The 19,208-nt window shown below is 62.1% G+C and carries 23 protein-coding genes and 1 tRNA gene; 17 read left to right on the forward strand and 7 right to left on the reverse strand.

The window, feature by feature from the left end:
* The first annotated feature begins 24 nt into the window (after positions 1–24).
* The 9 genes from hrcA (at position 25) to ACSFA2_RS00595 (ending at position 8,560) form a co-directional block, all read left to right on the forward strand.
* A complete protein-coding gene (gene hrcA, locus ACSFA2_RS00555) occupies positions 25–1,032 on the forward strand; it encodes a heat-inducible transcriptional repressor HrcA (protein ID WP_435453371.1) in 1,008 nt (335 codons plus the stop codon).
* 40 nt (positions 1,033–1,072) lie between these two features.
* A tRNA-Ile gene (locus tag ACSFA2_RS00560) sits at positions 1,073–1,149 on the forward strand.
* Between the two features lie 174 nt (positions 1,150–1,323).
* A complete protein-coding gene (locus ACSFA2_RS00565) occupies positions 1,324–2,298 on the forward strand; it encodes a hypothetical protein (protein ID WP_435453372.1) in 975 nt (324 codons plus the stop codon).
* 345 nt (positions 2,299–2,643) lie between these two features.
* The gene (locus tag ACSFA2_RS00570; protein ID WP_435453373.1) at positions 2,644–2,898 is read left to right on the forward strand and encodes a helix-turn-helix transcriptional regulator; all 255 of its coding nucleotides are present in this window, start codon (positions 2,644–2,646) and stop codon (positions 2,896–2,898) included.
* Positions 2,899–3,068: 170 nt separating this feature from the next.
* Positions 3,069–3,302, forward strand: a complete 234-nt coding sequence (locus ACSFA2_RS00575; RefSeq protein WP_435453374.1) for a helix-turn-helix transcriptional regulator — start codon at positions 3,069–3,071, stop codon at positions 3,300–3,302.
* Positions 3,303–3,429: 127 nt separating this feature from the next.
* Positions 3,430–6,177, forward strand: a complete 2,748-nt coding sequence (locus tag ACSFA2_RS00580; protein ID WP_435453375.1) for a PriCT-2 domain-containing protein — start codon at positions 3,430–3,432, stop codon at positions 6,175–6,177.
* Positions 6,178–6,668: 491 nt separating this feature from the next.
* Positions 6,669–7,007 (forward strand): hypothetical protein, encoded by a 339-nt coding sequence (locus ACSFA2_RS00585; protein ID WP_435453376.1) that lies wholly within the window; start codon positions 6,669–6,671, stop codon positions 7,005–7,007.
* A complete protein-coding gene (locus ACSFA2_RS00590) occupies positions 7,004–7,636 on the forward strand; it encodes an NUDIX domain-containing protein (protein WP_435453377.1) in 633 nt (210 codons plus the stop codon). Before ACSFA2_RS00585 ends, ACSFA2_RS00590 begins: the two co-directional genes overlap by 4 nt.
* Positions 7,637–7,849: 213 nt before the next feature.
* The gene (locus ACSFA2_RS00595; protein WP_435453378.1) at positions 7,850–8,560 is read left to right on the forward strand and encodes a GTPase domain-containing protein; all 711 of its coding nucleotides are present in this window, start codon (positions 7,850–7,852) and stop codon (positions 8,558–8,560) included.
* Positions 8,561–9,165: 605 nt separating this feature from the next.
* On the opposite strand, the gene ACSFA2_RS00600 is transcribed toward ACSFA2_RS00595, so the two are convergent.
* On the reverse strand, positions 9,166–9,771 hold the full coding sequence (locus ACSFA2_RS00600) for a recombinase family protein (protein ID WP_435453379.1): 606 nt from the start codon (positions 9,769–9,771) through the stop codon (positions 9,166–9,168).
* Positions 9,772–10,044: 273 nt separating this feature from the next.
* Positions 10,045–11,184 (reverse strand): DUF3800 domain-containing protein, encoded by a 1,140-nt coding sequence (locus tag ACSFA2_RS00605; RefSeq protein ID WP_435453380.1) that lies wholly within the window; start codon positions 11,182–11,184, stop codon positions 10,045–10,047.
* 385 nt (positions 11,185–11,569) lie between these two features.
* Between ACSFA2_RS00605 and ACSFA2_RS00610 the strand changes: the two genes are divergently transcribed.
* From ACSFA2_RS00610 to ACSFA2_RS00625, 4 genes are read left to right on the forward strand one after another with little or no spacing between them, the layout of a single operon-like run.
* Complete coding sequence (locus tag ACSFA2_RS00610) at positions 11,570–12,367, forward strand: hypothetical protein (RefSeq protein WP_435453381.1); 798 nt, start codon at positions 11,570–11,572, stop codon at positions 12,365–12,367.
* Complete coding sequence (locus tag ACSFA2_RS00615) at positions 12,367–12,702, forward strand: hypothetical protein (protein ID WP_435453382.1); 336 nt, start codon at positions 12,367–12,369, stop codon at positions 12,700–12,702. Before ACSFA2_RS00610 ends, ACSFA2_RS00615 begins: the two co-directional genes overlap by 1 nt.
* A complete protein-coding gene (locus ACSFA2_RS00620) occupies positions 12,686–12,964 on the forward strand; it encodes a hypothetical protein (RefSeq protein WP_435453383.1) in 279 nt (92 codons plus the stop codon). The genes ACSFA2_RS00615 and ACSFA2_RS00620 overlap by 17 nt, the downstream gene beginning before the upstream one ends.
* Entirely contained in the window at positions 12,961–13,257 is a 297-nt protein-coding gene (locus tag ACSFA2_RS00625) for a hypothetical protein (protein ID WP_435453384.1), read from the forward strand. Before ACSFA2_RS00620 ends, ACSFA2_RS00625 begins: the two co-directional genes overlap by 4 nt.
* Positions 13,258–13,282: 25 nt before the next feature.
* On the opposite strand, the gene ACSFA2_RS00630 is transcribed toward ACSFA2_RS00625, so the two are convergent.
* The 3 genes from ACSFA2_RS00630 to ACSFA2_RS00640 form a co-directional block, all read right to left on the reverse strand.
* Positions 13,283–13,549, reverse strand: coding sequence for a hypothetical protein (locus tag ACSFA2_RS00630; protein ID WP_435453385.1), 267 nt, complete (start codon positions 13,547–13,549; stop codon positions 13,283–13,285).
* A gap of 225 nt (positions 13,550–13,774) precedes the next feature.
* On the reverse strand, positions 13,775–14,629 hold the full coding sequence (locus tag ACSFA2_RS00635; RefSeq protein ID WP_435453386.1) for a hypothetical protein: 855 nt from the start codon (positions 14,627–14,629) through the stop codon (positions 13,775–13,777).
* Positions 14,626–14,841: a hypothetical protein gene (locus tag ACSFA2_RS00640; protein WP_435453387.1), complete on the reverse strand. Its 216-nt coding sequence runs from the start codon at positions 14,839–14,841 to the stop codon at positions 14,626–14,628. The genes ACSFA2_RS00635 and ACSFA2_RS00640 overlap by 4 nt, the downstream gene beginning before the upstream one ends.
* 217 nt (positions 14,842–15,058) lie before the next feature.
* Between ACSFA2_RS00640 and ACSFA2_RS00645 the strand changes: the two genes are divergently transcribed.
* A complete protein-coding gene (locus ACSFA2_RS00645; protein ID WP_435453388.1) occupies positions 15,059–15,316 on the forward strand; it encodes a hypothetical protein in 258 nt (85 codons plus the stop codon).
* Between the two features lie 120 nt (positions 15,317–15,436).
* Here ACSFA2_RS00645 and ACSFA2_RS00650 read toward each other — a convergent pair whose 3' ends face one another.
* Together ACSFA2_RS00650 and ACSFA2_RS00655 are read right to left on the reverse strand one after the other, a co-directional pair.
* Positions 15,437–15,943 (reverse strand): hypothetical protein, encoded by a 507-nt coding sequence (locus ACSFA2_RS00650; protein WP_435453389.1) that lies wholly within the window; start codon positions 15,941–15,943, stop codon positions 15,437–15,439.
* A complete protein-coding gene (locus tag ACSFA2_RS00655; protein ID WP_435453390.1) occupies positions 15,943–16,419 on the reverse strand; it encodes a Panacea domain-containing protein in 477 nt (158 codons plus the stop codon). The genes ACSFA2_RS00650 and ACSFA2_RS00655 overlap by 1 nt, the downstream gene beginning before the upstream one ends.
* 371 nt (positions 16,420–16,790) lie before the next feature.
* Here ACSFA2_RS00655 and ACSFA2_RS00660 point away from each other — a divergent pair, with 371 nt between their 5' ends.
* The 3 genes from ACSFA2_RS00660 (at position 16,791) to ACSFA2_RS00670 (ending at position 19,174) form a co-directional block, all read left to right on the forward strand.
* Entirely contained in the window at positions 16,791–17,342 is a 552-nt protein-coding gene (locus tag ACSFA2_RS00660; RefSeq protein ID WP_435453391.1) for a helix-hairpin-helix domain-containing protein, read from the forward strand.
* A 129-nt stretch (positions 17,343–17,471) separates the two neighbouring features.
* Complete coding sequence (locus tag ACSFA2_RS00665; RefSeq protein ID WP_435453392.1) at positions 17,472–18,638, forward strand: ImmA/IrrE family metallo-endopeptidase; 1,167 nt, start codon at positions 17,472–17,474, stop codon at positions 18,636–18,638.
* An 11-nt stretch (positions 18,639–18,649) separates the two neighbouring features.
* The gene (locus ACSFA2_RS00670) at positions 18,650–19,174 is read left to right on the forward strand and encodes a DUF4411 family protein (RefSeq protein WP_435453393.1); all 525 of its coding nucleotides are present in this window, start codon (positions 18,650–18,652) and stop codon (positions 19,172–19,174) included.
* Positions 19,175–19,208 lie beyond the last annotated feature (34 nt).

Below are 19,208 nucleotides of genomic sequence, written 5' to 3' on the forward strand. Positions count from 1 at the left end.
AAATTACAACACTAAAATCAGACGATGCTGGACGACCGTGCCAAGTTGCTGCTCAAGACGCTGGTCGAGCGCTACATCGCCGAGGGGCAGCCTGTGGGGTCACGCACGCTCTCGCGCGCATCGGGGCTCGAACTCTCGCCCGCGACCATCCGCAACGTCATGTCGGACCTCGAGGCGCTGGGGCTCATCACCAGCCCGCACACGTCCGCCGGACGCATTCCGACGGCGCGCGGTTACCGGCTCTTCGTTGACACCATGCTCACGGCGCAACGCGACCAGTTGCCCGCACCCAGCCTCCCGCCCGACCAGCCGCAGAAGGTGATCGCCAACGCAGCAAACCTGCTGTCGAGCCTCTCGCAGTTCGTCGGCGTGGTGATGGCACCGCGTCGCACCTCGGTGTTCAAGCAGATCGAGTTCCTGCGGCTGTCGGACCGTCGCCTGCTGGTCATCATCGTCTCGCCCGACGGCGACGTGCAGAACCGCGTCATCTTTCCCGAATCCGACTACTCGCAATCGCAACTGGTCGAGGCCGCCAACTACATCAACGCGCACTACGCCGGCCTCACGATCGAGCAGGTGCGCGACCGGCTGCAGTCCGAAGTCGAGAAGCTGCGCAGCGAGATCGCGTCGCTCATGCAAGCGGCGATGCAGGCCAGCTCCGAGGTCATGACCGAGTCGCAGGACGACGTCGTGATTTCCGGCGAACGCAACCTGCTGTCGGTGAGCGACTTCTCCAGCGACATGGGGCAACTGCGCCGCGCTTTCGACCTCTTCGAACAGAAGGCGCAGCTCATGCGGTTGCTCGACGTGTCGAGCAAGGCCGAAGGGGTGCGCATCTTCATCGGCGGCGAAAGCCAGGTGGTGCCCTTCGAAGAGCTGTCCATCGTCAGCGCCAACTACGAAGTGGATGGGCAGGTGGTCGGCACGCTGGGCGTGATCGGCCCCACGCGCATGCCCTACGACCGCATGATCCAGATCGTCGACATCACGTCGCGTCTGGTGACCAATGCGCTGAGCCATCGCAAGCCCTGACGAGCGACCGGTGAGTGCGCCCACTAGAATCCCGGCGCGTGGGCCGTTAGCTCAGTTGGTTAGAGCAGCGGACTCATAATCCGTTGGTCGATGGTTCAAGCCCATCACGGCCTACCACGCACATGCCGCGCTACCAATGATTAGCGCGCTATCAATCCAGTAGTGAGTGCTGTGCAGCACCTGCATCAATTGGCTGGCGTGTAGCCATCCGTGTCGCTATCGGGGATGAGCTACATCCTGGCCGCATCAGCGCCACCGCGGCCCGTCGATTCGATGAGGAGGAGGGTGCCCATGAGCGATGAACCGAAGCCACCAAGAACGTTCAGGGAGCTTCTTGCCTTGGCGCCAAGGGTGGAGATCCAGACCACGAGTGGCGTGCTCTACGCCCGCAATATGGTGGTGAACGACTCGGATCACTTTGGGCGCCTCGTCGATGACCCCGGTTTGACCGACGACGGGCAACTCGGGCGGCACGTGCTCGGGTTCCTCATCTCACGCGACAAGAACTCGGTAACGCAGCCACTGGGCGCGGATGAAGTCGGCCGACTGGCGACCATCGACGAAATGGCGGCTGCGGTGGGCCGGGCCATGAACCTTCCCCGACGCGAGGGCGTCGACCCGCTTGCCCAAGTGGGGTCCGAAGTGCGTGATCAGGTTCTCAGCATGCGCAAATCTGCGGACTCGATCGGAAAGCTTTCGGGCCTCGACGATCTGGTGAATGCGCGTCTCTCCTCGACCTTTCAAGAAATAGAAACGGCCGCGACCGCTATCGCCGACTTCGAGGCGGGTCTGACCAAGAAAGCGGACCAGGACTTGTTCGTCCCGAGGAACTCCGACTTCAAGTTGCCCGTGATCGAGCCGCCTGAATTCCCGCGCCACATCGAACAGATGGCGGAGAACACGCGGGCGGTGGCCGATCTGATCAAGAACACGGTGCTGCCGACCTGGAGCGCGCAAGTCGCGCAAGCCAAGGCGTCGGCGAAGATGGCCACGTGGGTGTCGATCGCATCGGTCTTGATCGCGGTCATGGCACTCGTCGCATCCCTCTTGGTTCCTTACGACATTCGGGAACGCGAGAAGGCGGACGGCGAAGCTGATCGCAAGGTCGATGTGGCCGCACGCGAGCGGCAAGAAGTGCTTCTGCGCGAGCAGCTTGAAGCCGTGCGCGCACTTCGTGCGCAACTCGATCTGCAGGCCGCGCCGCCGGCGTCGTCGCGCTCGTCTTCACCAGGCAGCGCGAGCAAGAACGATCAATTTGCGCGGTAACGGCTTCACTGTCGCGCAAGCGCAACCATTGAATTTTTCGCTGGAGACCGCGCGTAAAGCCTTGTCCCGTAAGGGCCTCGCCGCACAACCCAATCGATTTCGACGCCGTTTTGGGTGAAGGTGGCCGAGACACGCACGCTCTCGAGGTGGACGGGCGTGCGCTGAGAGGTACGCTCTTGTTGCTTCGTAAACAACAAGGCCCTCGATCTGGTGTTACTAGCACCGGAATGAGGGCCTTGCGCGGCAAGCATCGAGATGCGTGTGCCTCAACAAATTTGCTGGATGTTGTGGGTCCATTCTATCGAGCCGCATGGGAACGAAGCAAGCGAACTTCTAGGACCACTCATGCCATCTGCTCAAAGCACCAAAGGCGCCGGTAACGCCGTCGCATCATCCGCGTCGCTGACGCACGCGCAGCCCCCAGCTCAGGGCCTGCTTATGAAGATCTCCGCCGTGGCTGCCCGCCTTCAGTGCAGCCGCGGAACGGTCTACAACCTCATCGCCCGCGGGCAGCTTCATCCCATCAAGATCAGCGCGGGCATCGTGCGGATTCGCGTCGACGAGGTCGAGGCCCTCCTGCATCAGTCGACGGCTCACTAAGCAGCTTCGCAAATCTTTTGTCGATCGCTAGCTCCTCATGGGGCCAGTGTGCTTATGCGTGCGCGACGCATTCCAGAAAGCCCCGGGGCACTTCGAGAAAAGTTGCCGCGCATTACCGCGCATCGCGTCGTGACAGAACGATAGCGACATCGAAACCCAAGGAGGCATTGATGCCAACACCCAGCTCTCTGCTGCAGGCGGAACTTGCCGCTGCAGTCGCTTGTGACGATGCGCTGCTGCGCACGGCGACCGTCTGCGCCCTCGCCGGCCTTCGCATGACACATCTGCGGACGCTCGCGAAGCGCGGTGAACTGCGGCCGGTGAAGCTGTCGCCCAGAGTGCTGAGGTACAGGTCCGGCGATGTGCTGGCATGGCTCCGCTCGAGGGCTCAAGCAATAACCTGAAGTAACGAAGCCCCGACCTTTTGGGGCGGGGCTTCACGGATGCTTGCAGCAGATCGATACAGAGGTGCATCGATTTTATGGTCGCGACATGCGGCCAGCAAGCGTCCTCGAAAAATAGAGGATCGCAATGACCAAATTTGAATGCAACCTGCCCGCAGGGTCGGCGTCCACCGATGCCCTGGAGCGCGCACGCGTCGCGCTGAGCTTCTTGTCGCCCAACTGCCCACGCGACGAATGGGTCTTCATCGGCATGGGTGTGCACGATGAACTCGGCGAGGCCGGCTGGTCGATCTTCGACGAGTGGTCGGCGGGTGGCGACAGCTACAAGGCATCCACGGCACGCGATGTGTGGAAGTCGTTCAAGCAGGGCGGCGGCAAGGGCTTCGGCTACGTGGTCGACCTCGCCAAGCGCGAGGGCTTCGACGCGAAGGTGAAGGGCTACACGAAGCCCACGCCTGAACAGGTCGCCGAGCGCGAAGCGAAGCACGCCGAGCGCCAGAAGGTGCACGCGGCCGAGGAAGCCATCGAAGAGGCCGAAGCGGCGATTCGCGCGCAAAAGCGCCTGGATGCAGCAGTGCCGGCCACCGACGACTATCCGTACCTGAAGAAGAAGGGCGTCAAGGCGCACGACGGCCTGCGCGTGGGGTCCTGGTGGAAGTGGGATCCTGTCACGGACTCTCAGATCGAGCTTCAGAACACGCTTCTTCTGCCGGTGAAGGATGTTCACGGAAAGATATGGTCGCTCCAGGGCATCACTGAGAATGGCGACAAGTACCTCCTCTCGGGTGGCGCAAAGAAGGGGAAGTTCTTGGCGCTCGGCAAGCCTAAGCCCAACGCCGAAGGGAATCTGGTCTATGGCTTCGCTGAGGGCTACGCGACGGCCGCCAGCGCGCACGAACTCACCGGCATCGCGGTGCTGTGCTGCTTCGACGTCGGCAACATGGTGCGCTTGGTGCGCGAAGTGCGCGAAAAGAAGCCCGCTGCCGAACTCATCATCTTCGCCGACAACGACACGAAGACCGAGGCGAAACGCCGCGGTAATCCAGGCATGAAGGCCGCTTTCCGGATCGGCATGGAGTACGACGCCGCGGTCGTGTTCGCGCCCGGCGGCGGCGACTTCAACGATCTGGTGCAGGAACACGGCGAAGAAGCCGCCAAGGCCGCGTTCGACGCGCGGGTGGTGCCTACGGCGCCGTATGCCCCTCTCCTGCCTGCTGATGGCCTTGGCGCCACAGGCAAGCCACAGTCGGCCGCGCAAGTCCGCGCTGCCATCTCCGACGAGATGCGCGATGACGACGAAGCGCTCGAGCCGGCGGTTGTTTGCGAGACCGACCGTCCGGTGATCATGATCGAGCGCAACAACGTGAAAGCCATCAACGATCAGGCCGAGAACGCCTTGGTCACGGCCTGCCCCTTCCTGTACTCGCGTGGCGGCGAGATCGTCCGGCCAATGGTCGCCATGGCACCTGACGGCCGCGGCGGGGCCGTGCGCACCATCAAGATCCGGAGCCTGAAGCGCGCCGCCCTTCACGAGCACCTCGACGCGGCCGCCTGCTGGATGAAGTACGACGGCCGCAGCAAGAGCGACGTTCCCATCGACGCGCCGATGACGGTCGCCGACGCGCTGCTCGGGCGCGGAGCCTCGTCGCTTCGTCCTCTGACCGGTGTCATCGAGGCCCCCACCTTGCGCGCCGATGGCAGCATCCTTGATGTGCCGGGCTACGACGCTGAGACCGGCCTGCTTTTCCTCCCGAACTGCGACTATCCCCCCGTGCCGCAGTACCCAGGCCGAGCCGAGGCCCTTGCCGCGATCCAGCGCATCGAGGCCTTGATCGACAAGTATCCGTACGTCGCACCGGTAGACCGCTCGGTCGCGCTGGCGGCCATCCTCACCTGCTCGGTGCGGCGCGCGCTGAACAAGGCGCCGATGTTCGCTGTCAACGCCCCGACGCCTGGCTCAGGCAAGTCCGCGCTGATCGACGTCGCCTGCATCATCGTGACCGGCAGCACCGTGCCTGTCTTCGCGCAAGGCGAGAACGAAGCCGAGTTCGAGAAGCGTCTGCACGGCGCTCTTCTGGCTGGGCACTCGGTCGTGAGCTTCGACAACGTCACCCGTCCAATCGAGGGCAATGCGCTGTGCCAGGCGATGACACAGCAGACCATGGAAGTGCGCCCGCTGGGCACCTCCGACACCCGCACCGTGCCGACGTCGACGACCTTCTTCGCCACGGGCAACGGCCTCGTGGTGCGCGCGGACATGACCCGCCGCGTGCTCGAGTGCCAGCTGGACCCCGGCGTCGAGCGCCCCGAATTGCGCGTGTTCGACTTCGACCCCCTGGAGGTCGCCAAGGCCCAGCGCGCCACGGTGCTCGTCGACGCGCTCACCGTGCTGCGCGCGCATCGTCTGGCGCAGCATGAGGTGCGGTCCCGGCGCATCGACTTTAACGAGTGGAGCGCCATGGTCGCCGACGCGCTGGTGTGGCTGGGCTACGCGGACCCGGCTGCATCCATGGACCGCACGCGCGCCAGCGACCCCGCCAAGGACGAATTTCGCGCCGTCGCCCGCGAGTGGACGAAGCATTTCGGCAGCAAGCTGGCGTCGGTGCGGGAGGCAATCGAGGCCGCCACCGAACAGAGCGGCGGGTCGTTCGGCACCCGTGCGGAATTCATGCGGCCCGACTTCCGGGAAGCGCTCCTGCAGATCGCGGGGGCCGGCGGCGCGATCAACAGCAGGTCGCTCGGCAAGTGGCTGGCCAAGCATGTGAAGTTTCTAGTCGACGGGCTGACCGTCCATAAGGCTGAGGGGGCCCAAGGCGTGCAGCGGTGGGGCTTCGGCCAAGCGGTCCTTGCGAACGACGCTTCGCCACCCTTGTGACTCCAGCGCCCTACGGGGCGCTTTTTCTTTGCCTCGTGCAGGGCGACCACCGTGCCGCGTGGGTTTCGTAGGTTTGATTTCGGCACAGCCTCAAAGACTGATCGACCGATATGGAGCAGCCGAACCGCCTCCATCGCCTTCTCTGTGGGTTTCGTGGTTTTCGTGGGTTTTATCCAAGCAATGCCTGGGAACTGTCAGAAGTCGATGTGTATGTGTACGGGCGCCCGCATGCCACGTGATAGTTTCTATAGAGGGAATGAAATCAACCCACCTAACCAACGAAACCCACGCGATGGGTGTCGGCACTTGGTTGGAGGGCGACCGGTGGCTTTCCGGCATCGAGCTGGCTGCCGCCAACGTTATGCGCAGATCGCATAGATGGAGCCGCGGCGGCACCCCTTAAAAAAAACGCGCGCGCGATCGACCGCCGGGTCTCGACCGACGCTACATTGCGGACCCGCCGCAGTGGCGGGTGTCGAGGAGGGATCGGGATGTGGGTTTTCTTGCCGGGCGGTTCGTTCATCTCTGTGGTGCAGAAGGTCGGTGACGAGGCCGAGGACCTGCTCACGATCCGTGCACGCACGTCGACCGATCTGGTCGAACTGCGGGCATTCATGCCGACGATGGCCACCATCGAACGAGGTGGCGGCAGCGATTACGGCTTCCGAGTCGTGGCGTCTCGCTCAGACTTCGCGGCTGCCCTAGCTGCGATGAGCCGCGCGATCAGCTACCCCAACTTCAAGGACCACGTGAAGGCCGTGAGGGGGCCGGGCCGGTCGCGCGTCCTGCAGGGCATCTGGGGCTTGCTCCGCCGGCTGCAGCAGCCATGACCACGTGGCATCCGCGCCGCGATGACGCCGGCCGGCTGGTGCCGATCCTCAAGCCGCACGAGCCATCGCCGCTGGCCGCCTGGAGCGATCCCCTGGCGGTCGCGTGCGCTGTGCCCGGTGGGGTGGTGCCGACGGTGCTGAACGGGCTCGCCCTGGCGCGCTGGCTCAATGCGCCGGTGGTCGACGAGGGCTGGGAGCGCCTCGCGGCCGCATCGCCGATCGATGAGCCGGCATTCGACTGCCCGTCCGGCATGAAGCCGGCGGCCGGCGCCCTGGTGCTGGAGCGCGATGGCCGCGCGTGGTGCGTCGCACCGACCGGCGGCTTCGGCGGCCACGAGTACACGCTGCCGAAGGGCCGCATCGATGGCCGCAGCCTTGCCGCGACGGCGTTGGTCGAAGTGTTCGAAGAAAGTGGCCTGCGCGTCCACCTGATCGCGTTCCTGTGCGATGTGACGCGAAAGGAGACCTTCACCCGCTTCTTCTTGGCCGAGCGTGTCGGCGGTTCGCCTGCCGACGTCACCTGGGAGAGCCAGGCAGTGACGCTAGCGCCCCTATGTATCCTGCGCTTGATGCTAACCCATGCCGGTGATCAGGCGGTGCTCGACGCCTTCGAAGCGCCGCGGGGTTAAATTGATCCGAGGGCCTTGGCTCGGTGAGCGATGGCAATAGGCGCTGTTGACGGCCAATCCTCGGGTTGCATCCCATGGCGTGCTCAACAGCGACACTGAAGCACGGTGGGCCTTCATAATGCTCGCGGAGGTGAGAAGTGATGTTGTCCGAGTGTTCTCAGACAACAGACATGTGTTTGCGTGAGTGTTTGACGGCGAAAGAGAAAGAGAAATATGACCGGCGCTGAAGCTATTCCCATTGCCCTAAAGGTCGGTGCCGTTGCTGTGCAGCGAATGGCGCCGACAGGCCTTTCGCTGATTAAAAGTCTTTTCAGGGGGAAAGAAATTCTTGTTCTTGGACAACCTCGAGCTGGAAAAACTACGTTTGTTGAATATCTTCAGTACGGGCTGTTTGAGGATGAAAGGCACACGCATAAAACAACCGATCAGACTGCTACACCTCGCTTCAATGTAAAACTAGGGCGGGATCAAAGTCTTGAGCTGATAGTAAAATCGGCCATTGATATACCAGGTCAGTGGGGGCCGGTTCAGCACGCAGACGTCGCTTTCGAACGCAATCCCCATGCGATTGTCCTCATGCTTGACGCGACATCCCCGACCGGGCGAAAGAACGAAGCTAGCGCTTCAACGTGGCTGACCGACTTTTGTAAACGTCTTGAAAGAAACTGGCAAGAAGAGGAATCTAAACGAAGCAAGCTTAAGTTGCTCGTTATTTTAATGAACAAGGTAGATAAGGTTACTAACGAGCAGACTGAGACCCTTCGTGAAGTTCTGGCTGAAATCGCCGAGTCAAAGCTCAACCGTGCCCGCGCCAAGATGAAAGAAGACACGTCTGTCATACCGTGTTGTGGCGTAACTAACGTTGAAGGAACCAAGTACCTCGACAGCGCCATCGCCCACATAGCAAAGCACTTAGCCAAATGATTTCAGAGGATCCCACGGTTAGGGCCTTACTCTTGCAGGAGCAGTTAGAGCTGCGCAGGAGGTTTGCCAATAGCGCCCTTGTCAGTAGAGCATTGTTCTGTTTTTTGTTGGCACTTACATTTGCAATTTCACACGCGAAAATTACGCAAATCTTCGGGCCGATAGCCGCCGCCTTTTTATTGGCGTTTTTTTGGCTAAGAGAGCAAAGGTTTATCGGGGAGCGTATCCTCTCAGTGGAGCACACACTGACGCGGCATGTTGGCGGCGAATGGGAGGACATCTACATCCGAAGTCGCCATCAAACGTTTTCCAAGTCTCCATTAGATTTACTCCCCGAGCCTGTCGTTTGGTTATTCGCAGTAATTGTTTCGTACGCTTTGGATTACTACCTAATCCTAATGGTATAGACGGGGCCGGGGCTCTCTCAGCATGGCCGAGGGCACATTGCCCGTTGCACTTTAAGGGTGCGCAAGAATGCCAGCGCATTGCCATCAGCCTGGCATCGGCAATCCGGCGAGCCATTCCCGAGTTCTGGTCGCCATAGATCAATAGAGAACTCTGAGAGGCAGCGCCGCGGTTTTGGGCCTCGGACTTACAGCAGCCGCTCAAGCTGTTTTCGGAAGGCTCGCTCGTGCTGTCGCGGCATCGCGACAGCGCATTACGGTGGCGCGGCTGGTTTTCAGCGCCCTGGCCACGGCCGCCACGGCCTCGCCGGCAGCAAGGCGCAGAAGGACCTCCTGCCGCTTGGCATCGTTAATCGCCTTCGGCCGGCCCAACGTCTTCCCTTCCGCCTTGGCGCGCGCCAGCCCGCTCTGCGTGCGCTCGATCAGCAGATCCCGCTCGAACTCAGCGACGGCGGCGATCACGCCCATGGTCATCTTGCCGGCGGGGCTGGTGAGATCGACGCCGCCGAGCGCCAGGCAGTGGACGCGGACGCCCAGGCCGGCGAGGGCCTCCACCGTGGCGCGCACATCCATCGCGTTCCGGCCTAGACGGTCGAGTTTGGTCACGACCAGCACGTCGCCGGCCTCGAGCTTGTCAAGCAGCTTGGCAAAGCCGGCACGCTCACCTACGGCAACGCTGCCCCAGATCGTCTCGCTGATCACGCGCGATGGCTTCACGTCGAAGCCGGCACCTGCGATTTCGGTGTGCTGGTTGTGGGTGTTCTGCTCTGCTGTGGAAACTCGTGTGTAGGCGAAAACTCGAGTCATGTGGGCTCCCGGTGACCAAAAATGGCGACCGGACTGTGTACCCCTGTTCAAAAGGAGTCCAGCTATTTTTCGTGCGCCTGCATGCACGTGACCACAACCGGTCGATTTCGGACGTGCTTGATCGCGCCGCTCACGCGCGCAGCCGTTGATGGCCACGTACCCTTGGCGTACGCCGCGGCAAGTTGTCGAGGAACGCTTTCTGCGGCTTGACCTACCGTCCCAAAGACCGGATTGCAGCCCAGCAACCCGCCTTTCAGGAAGACGAGCAAATGATCAGTTTGGGCGGCGAAAGTCAATTGGATTTGCACGAAGTGCGCGACCAATATACGCAACGTACTCGGGCATACCTTTGATCACGCTTTCCCCTGAAGTTGCACGCCTGTGTAATTCCATGAGAAGGACGGCATTCCGCTGAACCCTTTGGTTCGTCAATCTCAATTCATCGAGATCCGGCATGATGCTCCCGTCGTCCAATGACTCCGACAGAATCTCCCGCCACCTCGCCTGACTCCCCCCGTCCTTGTTAGAGAAAACATAGACCGACGCCGCCGCGATCACATCAGCCAGTTGAATGCCGTGCGTTACCTTAGAGTCTAAAAAATTCACTGGTTCCGCGAGGTTGAATGTAATCGGGTGGCGCTTACCTAAGCCTTCGGAGAAAACCGTTCGTTCTTTCCGGCCAACCATTGAATTTAGCAGGCCGCCTCCCTCCCGAATTGGTTTTGAGGGATCGCAAACGGCGATCATCGCGTCATGTTTCAGCCCCCAGTTGGCCAATTGCGTGTAAATTGCGGTTCCCGAGAGGTCCAGAATCCATTTCCCAGTGCTAGTGCCTGAAAGCCCTTCTAACTCCTCTTGAATCTCGATAGTCTTGGCCTGTGCATACTCCCGTATCTGAATGAGTACCGGAGAATTGTTCGCATGTTCTGATGAGGAGAAAACTGACTCTAGGTTGCTGGTATTCCCTGTTCGCATGAGCTCCTCGAACTCCGAGAAGATGGCCTCCGCACCTGCCCCTCTTGATTCGAATTCCATGTACAGAGCGTTAGCAATAAAACGATGGAAACCAACGCCATAAAAAACTGAATTTATTTCAGAAAGAGTCGGCTCAAAAATATACTCAAAAAACTTGCATGCCAGCGCAAACTTCTTGTCTGAAATGGATACCTTTATCCTCCCTGAATAGCGATCAAGGATCTCGCTAACGACTTTCTGACCTTTGCTGAATTGTACAAGCTTGCTGCCTTTTAATTCGCCGCCTTGAATATTGTATTTCTTAATTAAGTGCAGAACGAAATCTCGCGCATCATCATCATCTGTTGCGATGGATGCGTAAGAGAAATATTGTTGCGCCGCATCAAGGAGGTTATTGCCCGTGTATCCCGACTCGTCAAAGTAAATTTTTTGCGGCATTTTAATCGGAAATAATATTTATTTCGGAGAAATCCTTCTCCGCATTATCGGCTGCTCAGCAGCTCCGCTGACTTACGCTCCAGGCAATCGCGGTCAAATTCCTCGTTTTGCCGCTTTCACTCCCCCTCACGGGTTCTCTGACGGTTCATCCATGTCGTCTGGTCAGCATCCGGCGCCCAGTACCCGACGTCGCTCCGCGCACAGCATTTCACTGCAGGGTCGATAGCGCACGCCGCATGGATCCGCTGGAGCCCCTATGGCCTGCACCTCGATACAGAATCAGCAGCGGATAAAGAGAGAACAGGGACGAAAGCACTGAAAAGCCTGTCGTGACGCGATAAATCAAGTCATGACCTCATCAAAAGTTTCCCCTCTAAGCCCTTCCGTGGCCGAAGCCACCGAAGCCGTCCAACGTGCTGTCGACGCCGTCGACCAAGCTCTGATGACCGATGGCGACGCCTTCAAGGCCCGCCTCGACCTGCGCGCGGCAACCGAAGTGCTGCAGCAGGCGAAGGCCCGCCAGCAGGCAGCCGACCAGGCCGCCGCTGCGCAGGCCCGTCGTGCCGAGCAGCAGGCCATTGCCGATCAGGCGAGCGACACGCAGGCAGCCTTCGAGCAGGCTGTCGGCGTCATCGAGCCCGCTGCCGGCGTCGAATTCGATGCCCCGGTGCTGCCGCCTGCAGTGGCCGCCGCCGCTGCGGATCTGGCGCGCGCGCGGACCGCCTTGACGGCCGCGCAGCCAGCCCTCGCCGCGGCGAACGCTGCCCGCGCTGCCGTCGCCGATCGCATCGCGCCCAAGTCGGCCCGCCTGGCCGAGATCGCCGCCCGCCGCGCCGGTGGTGACGAACGCGACGGCGACGCCGCCGAGGTCAGCCTGCTCAAGGAGGATGTGGCCTCATTGAGCGCGAAGATGGCGCCGCTCGAAGCGCACGTCGCCGAAGCGCTGGCGGTCGTTGCGCAACGTCGCGAGGTCATCGCCCAGTTCGAGCGCGCGCTGAAGGTCGCCCAGGGCCTCGCTGAAGTCCGCGAGTTGGCGGACCGGTTGCGCGTGTTGGAGGCTCACTTCTGCGCCCAGCACCGAGTGGTGCGGCTCGCGGCCGAGGCGCGTGGATTGAACAACTTCGGGAGCACATTCCTGCCCTCGAAGATGCTGCGCGATCTGGCGAATGGGATGCGCATCTGATGGCCGCCGCGAAGCAAAAACCGGCTCTGCACCAGGTGCCAGCGCCTGCCGTTCCCCTAACGCCCGAGCAGGTCATCCATCGTCGTGCTGCGGCGATCCGCCCAGCGTTCGAGCGGGTCCTTGGACACGCGTGTTTTGGGTGTCACTCGTGGGAGATCGACGCGGTCGTTCAGGCGGAGGCCGAGGGTGACAGGCGCGCCCTGTCGATCGTGCTGAACCTGATCACGCGGCGCGGCTTCATCGAGGCGCAGACGCTCAAGGCCGAACTTCTCGACGAGGACACGGATACCCACAAGCAGGCCGGCAAGGAGGCCGACGATGACACGATCTTCTGACGCGCCCGCCTCGGTCACTCGGTTCCTGCCTGGTGCGCCGAGCCCCAACCCCAACGGGCGGCCGACCCGGCTCGCGCTCGCCCTGCGCGGCCTGGAGCCGCTGCGTCAGATGGGCGTCACCGACGATGAACTCGCCGCCCTGGCGCGTGCCGAGGTCGGTGGCAGTCCGCAGTGCCGCGTGGTGCTCGTGGACCTCATCGACCGCCGCCTTCGCGCCGCAGCGGCACCTGCAACAACCGTCCCCGTGGAGAAAACATCATGAGCAAGCCGGCCGACCTCACGTGGAAGCAGTACATGACCAAGGCCTTTGCCGAGGACCGGTCGTGGGGCACCGAACACCACGGGAACCTTGCCGTTGAGGCGCTTCTCGATGCAACCTGCGCCCGTCTGGCAAAGGCCCGCCTCGAGGCGCCGGGCCCACGCCTGATGCTGCCCAAGGTGGTCAGGGTGGCCGGCTCGAAGGTTACCGCCAAAGCCAGTACGACTGGGTTCTCCCGGACGCGGTCGTCGGCGGAGGTCCAGCAGGCGATCGCGCGGCGGATGGCGATGCGCTGAACCGCCTTGCAAAAATACTGACCTGCTAAGGCGCCTCGGAAGCGTCACTTTTTTTCTGCTTCTTGCCGTCGCTGTCTTTGTCCCTCCTGGACGAAAACCCCAGTACGCCTGTGGCCACGGCACCCAGAAGTGCGCTGACCGTTGACTCCTGGATGATCTTTAGAACTGCCAACGCGAAGATCACACCGGCAACCATGAAGACCGCGAAAACTCTCAGCAGTATTTCCGGTGGAAGGATCCTCTTAATCTCCCCGGTGGTCCGCCAATTCGCCGTGACCAGAACGAGGTACATGATGGTGAGGCATCCAAACGGGATGCCAAGAAAGTAGAGGCAGAAAACGAGTTGACTATCCACATGGTCCTCTTGCGTTGAAGTAGATGTTGGGCGCCACCGCGGACCGTACTGGGGCCATGCCTCAGTAGCAGCCAGTTTCTGGGTGCCTTGCGTAGCTGATTGTGTCAGCCAGCAAGAACAGCAAACCGTTCGAAGTCCTGACGCAGCCCGTCACTGCGTTTCTCAGTCCTTGTGCGAAAACAAGCAGTTCGCGCATCTGACTTCGACACCCCCTCGTTGAAGGCGAACCTGGAACACGCCGCGCTGGCAGTGCGCGCAGCCCAGGTCTGTGTGCGACCAGACCCCCCGCAGCGGGGCATCGCCGCCAGCGGTGAACCAGGCGTGCGCGAAACCGGTGGTGACCATGGTCAGCGGCGGGCGCTCCTCGGCAAGGGCCCAGCCGGGGCCGCTGGGCGCTCCACCGCATGCCGGGCAGTGGTGTACCAGGGTCATGCCCTTCACGCGCTCCAGCAGGCCCGCATGGCCACACGACGGGCATACCAACCGGAAGCGCTCGCCGTCGAAGCAGGCGGCATGGCGGGCGGTGCTCAAGTGCTCGCCGTCGCGAAGCCGCATACGCGCCGCTACGCCGACGGCCTCGGCCGAGTGCCGAGCCTCGATCGCGTGATGCACCACGCCGGCACGCCCTTCGATCGCGACGCTGTGCGTGCGCAACGGCTCGAAGGTGACGGGCGGCTTCCCCTTGGCGTTGCGGCCCTTGCGCGCCTCGGCCTCTCGGTTGTAGCAACTCGCGCAGTGACCGACAGACTGGATGACCCGCAGGTCCGACCGCCCGCACCGCAGACATGACTGCTGCGGTTCACGGGCCTGGCGTGGGGTCGACCCGAGCTGCTCACGCGCGTGCTGCTGACCGACTGGGCAGCCGCTGCAAGTGGATCCGCTGCACGCCGGCGCCGCGGTCCATCGCGCGGCGCACGAGACGGTGCTAAGCGTGCTGTGCAAGCGCTCGCAGATGAAGTAGCGGCCGCCCGGCGGCGCGCCTACCGGTGCCGGCGCCTGTTGGACCGCCGCGGTCAAGTGGCAGTGCCTTCGCGTCGTGCCAGTTCGCGGCGCACCATCATCGCGCCGGCCTTCACGATCGCGCCGATCGACTGGTCGTGCTGCTTGGCAAGGTCCCGCAGCAGCGCGCTGGTGGTGCCGTCGACCGTCAGCGTGATGGAGGCCTGCCCGCGGCGGGCGAGGCGGCGCCGGAATTCCCGGCTGCGTTCGGTGGAGGATTTGGCGGTCATCGGCTTCGTTCATGCAACGTCGAAGCTGATGAGCGTCTTGTCACGACCGTCCCCGCAACGCACCGCCCGGCCAAAAAAAATCCACCGCGAAGGTGGATCAAGTCAGGGGAGCACCCTGAGCAATTTGCCGCTCAAGCGTAGCGTCACGACGATCTTGCTTGCGATCCGCAATAGTGGGGCTACTCCGCGCCAGTTGCACGGCGCTAGACTGCCGGCCATGAGCAACACCTTGCCGCTGGCAGAAACTCTCGAACGCATTCGCGGCGCGTTCTCCCCGCTCGATTGCGCCGCCACGGCATGGGACCACGATTTCCGCATCAAGGTCACGGTGTTCGATCGGTCAGGGGCAAAGTTATTCGCGGATGACGATCTGCGCACGGACGTGTGCACCGATCCTGCGCGCCTAGATTGGACGTTGCGCGAGATCGCCTCGCGGATCAAGGCCGTGGGGCTAACCTTGGACAACTACTCGTAGCAAAGAAGCCAGATCCGACGCCGACTCCGCAGACAGTAATTCAGGCAAGAAGCAGCGGCTGCTGGGCCTACGTCCTCGCAGGCGTTAGAGCGCGCCTAGACGACGCTCAGGCCGCTTGGGCTAACTTTTCTCCACGCCCTTTATGATCTTCTCGCAAAGCCCAACCAGCCCTTTGCCGAGTGCTTCGTGAAGCGAATCTGCACGATCATGCTTAGTGGTCGTGTTTGTGCTCTTTAGGACCGCCAACAGGAGGATAGTCGGGACCGTAAAGCAGGCTGCCAGGGCTGCGACGGCAAGATGCCAACTGATCGGAGTTGGCGCTCCCGCTGCCTTGAGCGTGGCAAAGATCACCTTGACGCCGACTAGGTACATGACCAGCGAAATGCCTATAGCGGCACAGGCAGCCCACTTCCGCAAACCATGATCAAGCCGTCGGCTGTCACCTTCGATGGATGACTGCTCGGCAACGCTAGAAACAAGCGGTGAGTCCGCGGCCGTGATCTCCATGGGCGGCACGGGCGGAACCATGGGCGTGGGTTGCACATCCGACTGCCCTGGCGAGGTCACCGACACTGGCAAGGTCACCGGCGGGGCCGCCAGCGGGATAGAAGGCTCGGCGCTCTTCATCAGCTCTGCAGGGCCGGCCGGTAGAAGTTGGCAATCGCACCGTTGTCGATATGACGCATGTTCGCCTGACGGGCTTGATGCCAGGGAGAGCCGGCAGCGTGAGTCATATCCGAAAGCGTCAGGGCACTAAACTGACTGTAGCGATCCCAAACTTGATTGATCATCGACCACGCTTCAGCGTCCTGCGCACCAGGAATGTACGCAACAGGCTGACCGGTTTGCTGATTGATCTCCGTCAAAAAGCGATCAATCGGTTGGGACCCGTAGCCTTTCAGTTCGTGGTACAGCCCGTCTACGACCGGGCCATAGGGCCAAGCCTCGATGTTTTCGTTGAGAAGCGGTCGATTGTGGATGGCCAGATTCCAGGCGTGCGCGAAGAACACCAGCTTCTGCAGTTTCAGCTGGGTAAGTGGGTTCCCGGCCTCTTTAGCCTTTTGAAGGAACGCATTTGCGATGTGTCTTGCGGGGTGCGGCATGCTCTGCTCCAGTTGGCCCGGAGGAAAAGGCGAAAATCGAAAGTTCGGTTACCGCTGTATATAGCGCCAGTAGTCCCGAATTTACAGGGAAACTCGTTAAATCGTGTGGGCTTTTCAAGCAGAACGTCGGATGCGCTCCGTTTGGCCTCGTCTCAAGGTAGCTTGCAATGGCATTGTTCCGCCCTCGCTGCTGGCCGGCCCGCTGAGCAGCTAGCCACGGGCTTCCACGCACCGCGCAGTTGGCGCGCCACTGCATCGGGTGCGTCCGGTGGGCGTCATTGTCATCGACTGGCTGACGAAGCTCGAAGAGCCCCTGCAGGCCGACAAGGCGTCGCGGCGCTGGGCCATCAACTACGCCGACGCTGCGTGCCGTGCGCCTCGGCATGGCGCTCATATCGGGCATACGCGAGGCTGCTGCGCAGTGGATCATGGCAGCGCGAGCGGCCGCGGTCTTCGCGACGGTCGAGGACATGGCGATGCGCGCCGAACTCGATGGCCACGTCCTGCGCTGCCTGTCGGGCGCCGACGCGCTGGCGACGCTCGCCGGCCATCGGCCCAGTGCGGTCTGGGAGGCCATCGGCATCGACACGCGGCCGACCGAGATGCTGCGCGAGGCGCGCACCTTCGAGGATCCCGTCGAGTTCGCCGAGCCGGCCGAGGGAGCCTCCATAGCCGATGACTACGCGTCGATGGGGCTCACCCTTCGGCGGCACCCGTTGGCGCTGCTACGCGGCCGCCTGGCGGCTCGTGGGGTGCGCACCGCCGACAACCTTCGGCACCGGGCCCGCGAGATTCACTGGCTGGTCGCGGCGATGGACGGCTTCATCGTTCACCATGCCGAGCGGCAGCTCTACGCGGCCGACGACAATTTTCTCGTGAACGCAACGGCCGAGGGTTTCATCCTGGGATCAGATGTCGAGTAGGTCTCAGGGGCGGCCGGGACGAGACCTAGGCTCAACGCATCATGGATGCAATTGACGGCGCTCCGCCCGATATCTGTAAACTTTGGAGCGCAATGCCGAGCCGATGTGGCACGGCGTTCAAAACGAGCCATGGCAGGTTTCAACCCAGAAGTTTTTCGATGGGCTAGAGAGAGCGCCGGCCTAGAGCCGGAGGGCGCTGCACGCGCTATCGGGATCGCTGCGGCATCGCTGTCCTCGATCGAGAGCGGGGACAAGGAACCTTCGCGCACGATGTTGGCGAATATGGCGAGGGTCTACCGCAGGTCACTGCTGACACTGTACTTGCCAGCCCCGCCGAAGAAGGGCGACCGTGGCGAGGATTTCCGGACGGTCGTCGCAGAACGAAGCGTTGAGGCCGAGGCCGACGTAGATGCGCTCGTGCGCGACCTCCGCGCGCGGCAGAGCCTCGTGCGCGCAGTCTTGGAAGATGATGAGGACGCGCGTCCGCTGGACTTCATCGGCTCGGCAAAGATGGAGGCCGGTGTGCCGACCCTTCGGGCGGGAATCGAGAAACTGCTTGGCGTCACCCGCACAGAGTACCGGGCGCAGAAAGATGCCGACAGCGCGTTCAACTTGCTGCGCGATAAGGCGGAGCGGGCCGGGGTGTTCGTTCTGCTCGTCGGCAACCTTGGAAGTCATCATTCGACCATCCCCGTCGGGGCGTTCCGTGGCTTCGCCATAGCCGACCCCCTCGCTCCCTTCGTCGTCATCAACGACGGAGACGCCAAGGCGGCATGGTCCTTCACGCTGCTGCACGAACTTGCGCACCTATTCCTCGGTACCACGGGCGTTAGCGGCGGCGGCGTGCCTGAGATGAAGATCGAGAAGTTCTGCAATGACGTGGCCGGCGAGTTCCTGCTGCCGCGCGCAGATCTGGACGCGGTCAATCTTGCCGGCCTCGACGTGAATGCGCAGATCGCAGCCATTTCGCAGCATGCCGATCGCTGGCGTGTGAGTCGACAGATGGTCGCATACAGCCTGTGCAAGGCTGGGCGCTTGTCGCTTGACGACTGGAAGGCACTGTCGGGTGAAATTCACTCGCGCTGGATCGCTGAAAAGCGTCGCGAGAAGGAGATCGCCAAGATGAAGAAGAGCAGCGGCCCAAGCTATTACGTCGTGCGGCGTCACCGCCTGGGCTCCGCAATGCTCAATTTCGCGCACCACGCCATGGATGCGGGAACGCTGTCACCGGTCAAGGCCGCCAAGGTGCTAGGGGTCAGGCCCCGTAGCGTCTACCCATTGCTGGCTGCTGCCTGATCGGTTACTCGATGCTCTACCTGCTTGATGCGAACGTGCTGATCACAGCCCACAATTCGTACTACGCAGTCGACAGCGTGCCAGAGTACTGGGAATGGCTCGCGTATCAGGGCGAACAAGGCCGCGTGAAGATGCCGTTCGAAATCTTCGAAGAGGTCAAGGACGGCCCTGCTGATGCCGACAAGGATTTGCTCTTCGCATGGCTGCAGGAGGACGTCAACAAGAAGGCGCTGCTCTTGAGTGACGTGGTGGACCCGGCGCTTGTGCAGATGGTCACCGCAAGCGGCTATGCGGCGGACCTTACGGACGATGAGGTTGAGCAGATCGGCCGTGATCCGTTCCTGATCGCCTATGCGTTGTCCAGCAAGGATCAAAGATGCGTCGTGACGGTCGAAACCTCGGCTCCGAAAAAGCAGCGGCACAACCGAAAGATCCCCGACGTCTGCAACTCGCTGGGGCAGGGTTGGTGCAACCCGTTCGAGTTCAATCGCGCACTCGGCTTCAGCACTCAGTGGAAGCAAAAACTCGGGAAGTGACGGCCACGTGCCGCACCTGCAAGCGGGCAGGGCC

This window comes from Variovorax cryoconiti (assembly GCF_051216395.1).
Classification (GTDB): Bacteria; Pseudomonadota; Gammaproteobacteria; order Burkholderiales; family Burkholderiaceae_C; genus Variovorax.

Coding starts and splice junctions, on each gene's coding strand:
- ACSFA2_RS00565 (WP_435453372.1), top strand. CDS start 1,324: ATGAGCGATGAACCGAAGCCACCAAGAACGTTCAGGGAGCTTCTTGCC.
- ACSFA2_RS00620 (WP_435453383.1), top strand. CDS start 12,686: ATGACACGATCTTCTGACGCGCCCGCCTCGGTCACTCGGTTCCTGCCT.
- ACSFA2_RS00605 (WP_435453380.1), bottom strand. CDS start 11,184: ATGCCGCAAAAAATTTACTTTGACGAGTCGGGATACACGGGCAATAAC.
- ACSFA2_RS00665 (WP_435453392.1), top strand. CDS start 17,472: ATGGCAGGTTTCAACCCAGAAGTTTTTCGATGGGCTAGAGAGAGCGCC.
- ACSFA2_RS00670 (WP_435453393.1), top strand. CDS start 18,650: ATGCTCTACCTGCTTGATGCGAACGTGCTGATCACAGCCCACAATTCG.
- ACSFA2_RS00655 (WP_435453390.1), bottom strand. CDS start 16,419: ATGCCGCACCCCGCAAGACACATCGCAAATGCGTTCCTTCAAAAGGCT.
- ACSFA2_RS00630 (WP_435453385.1), bottom strand. CDS start 13,549: ATGTACCTCGTTCTGGTCACGGCGAATTGGCGGACCACCGGGGAGATT.
- ACSFA2_RS00625 (WP_435453384.1), top strand. CDS start 12,961: ATGAGCAAGCCGGCCGACCTCACGTGGAAGCAGTACATGACCAAGGCC.
- ACSFA2_RS00600 (WP_435453379.1), bottom strand. CDS start 9,771: ATGACTCGAGTTTTCGCCTACACACGAGTTTCCACAGCAGAGCAGAAC.
- ACSFA2_RS00640 (WP_435453387.1), bottom strand. CDS start 14,841: ATGACCGCCAAATCCTCCACCGAACGCAGCCGGGAATTCCGGCGCCGC.
- hrcA (WP_435453371.1), top strand. CDS start 25: ATGCTGGACGACCGTGCCAAGTTGCTGCTCAAGACGCTGGTCGAGCGC.
- ACSFA2_RS00585 (WP_435453376.1), top strand. CDS start 6,669: ATGTGGGTTTTCTTGCCGGGCGGTTCGTTCATCTCTGTGGTGCAGAAG.
- ACSFA2_RS00575 (WP_435453374.1), top strand. CDS start 3,069: ATGCCAACACCCAGCTCTCTGCTGCAGGCGGAACTTGCCGCTGCAGTC.
- ACSFA2_RS00590 (WP_435453377.1), top strand. CDS start 7,004: ATGACCACGTGGCATCCGCGCCGCGATGACGCCGGCCGGCTGGTGCCG.
- ACSFA2_RS00645 (WP_435453388.1), top strand. CDS start 15,059: ATGAGCAACACCTTGCCGCTGGCAGAAACTCTCGAACGCATTCGCGGC.
- ACSFA2_RS00650 (WP_435453389.1), bottom strand. CDS start 15,943: ATGAAGAGCGCCGAGCCTTCTATCCCGCTGGCGGCCCCGCCGGTGACC.
- ACSFA2_RS00570 (WP_435453373.1), top strand. CDS start 2,644: ATGCCATCTGCTCAAAGCACCAAAGGCGCCGGTAACGCCGTCGCATCA.
- ACSFA2_RS00580 (WP_435453375.1), top strand. CDS start 3,430: ATGACCAAATTTGAATGCAACCTGCCCGCAGGGTCGGCGTCCACCGAT.
- ACSFA2_RS00615 (WP_435453382.1), top strand. CDS start 12,367: ATGGCCGCCGCGAAGCAAAAACCGGCTCTGCACCAGGTGCCAGCGCCT.
- ACSFA2_RS00595 (WP_435453378.1), top strand. CDS start 7,850: ATGACCGGCGCTGAAGCTATTCCCATTGCCCTAAAGGTCGGTGCCGTT.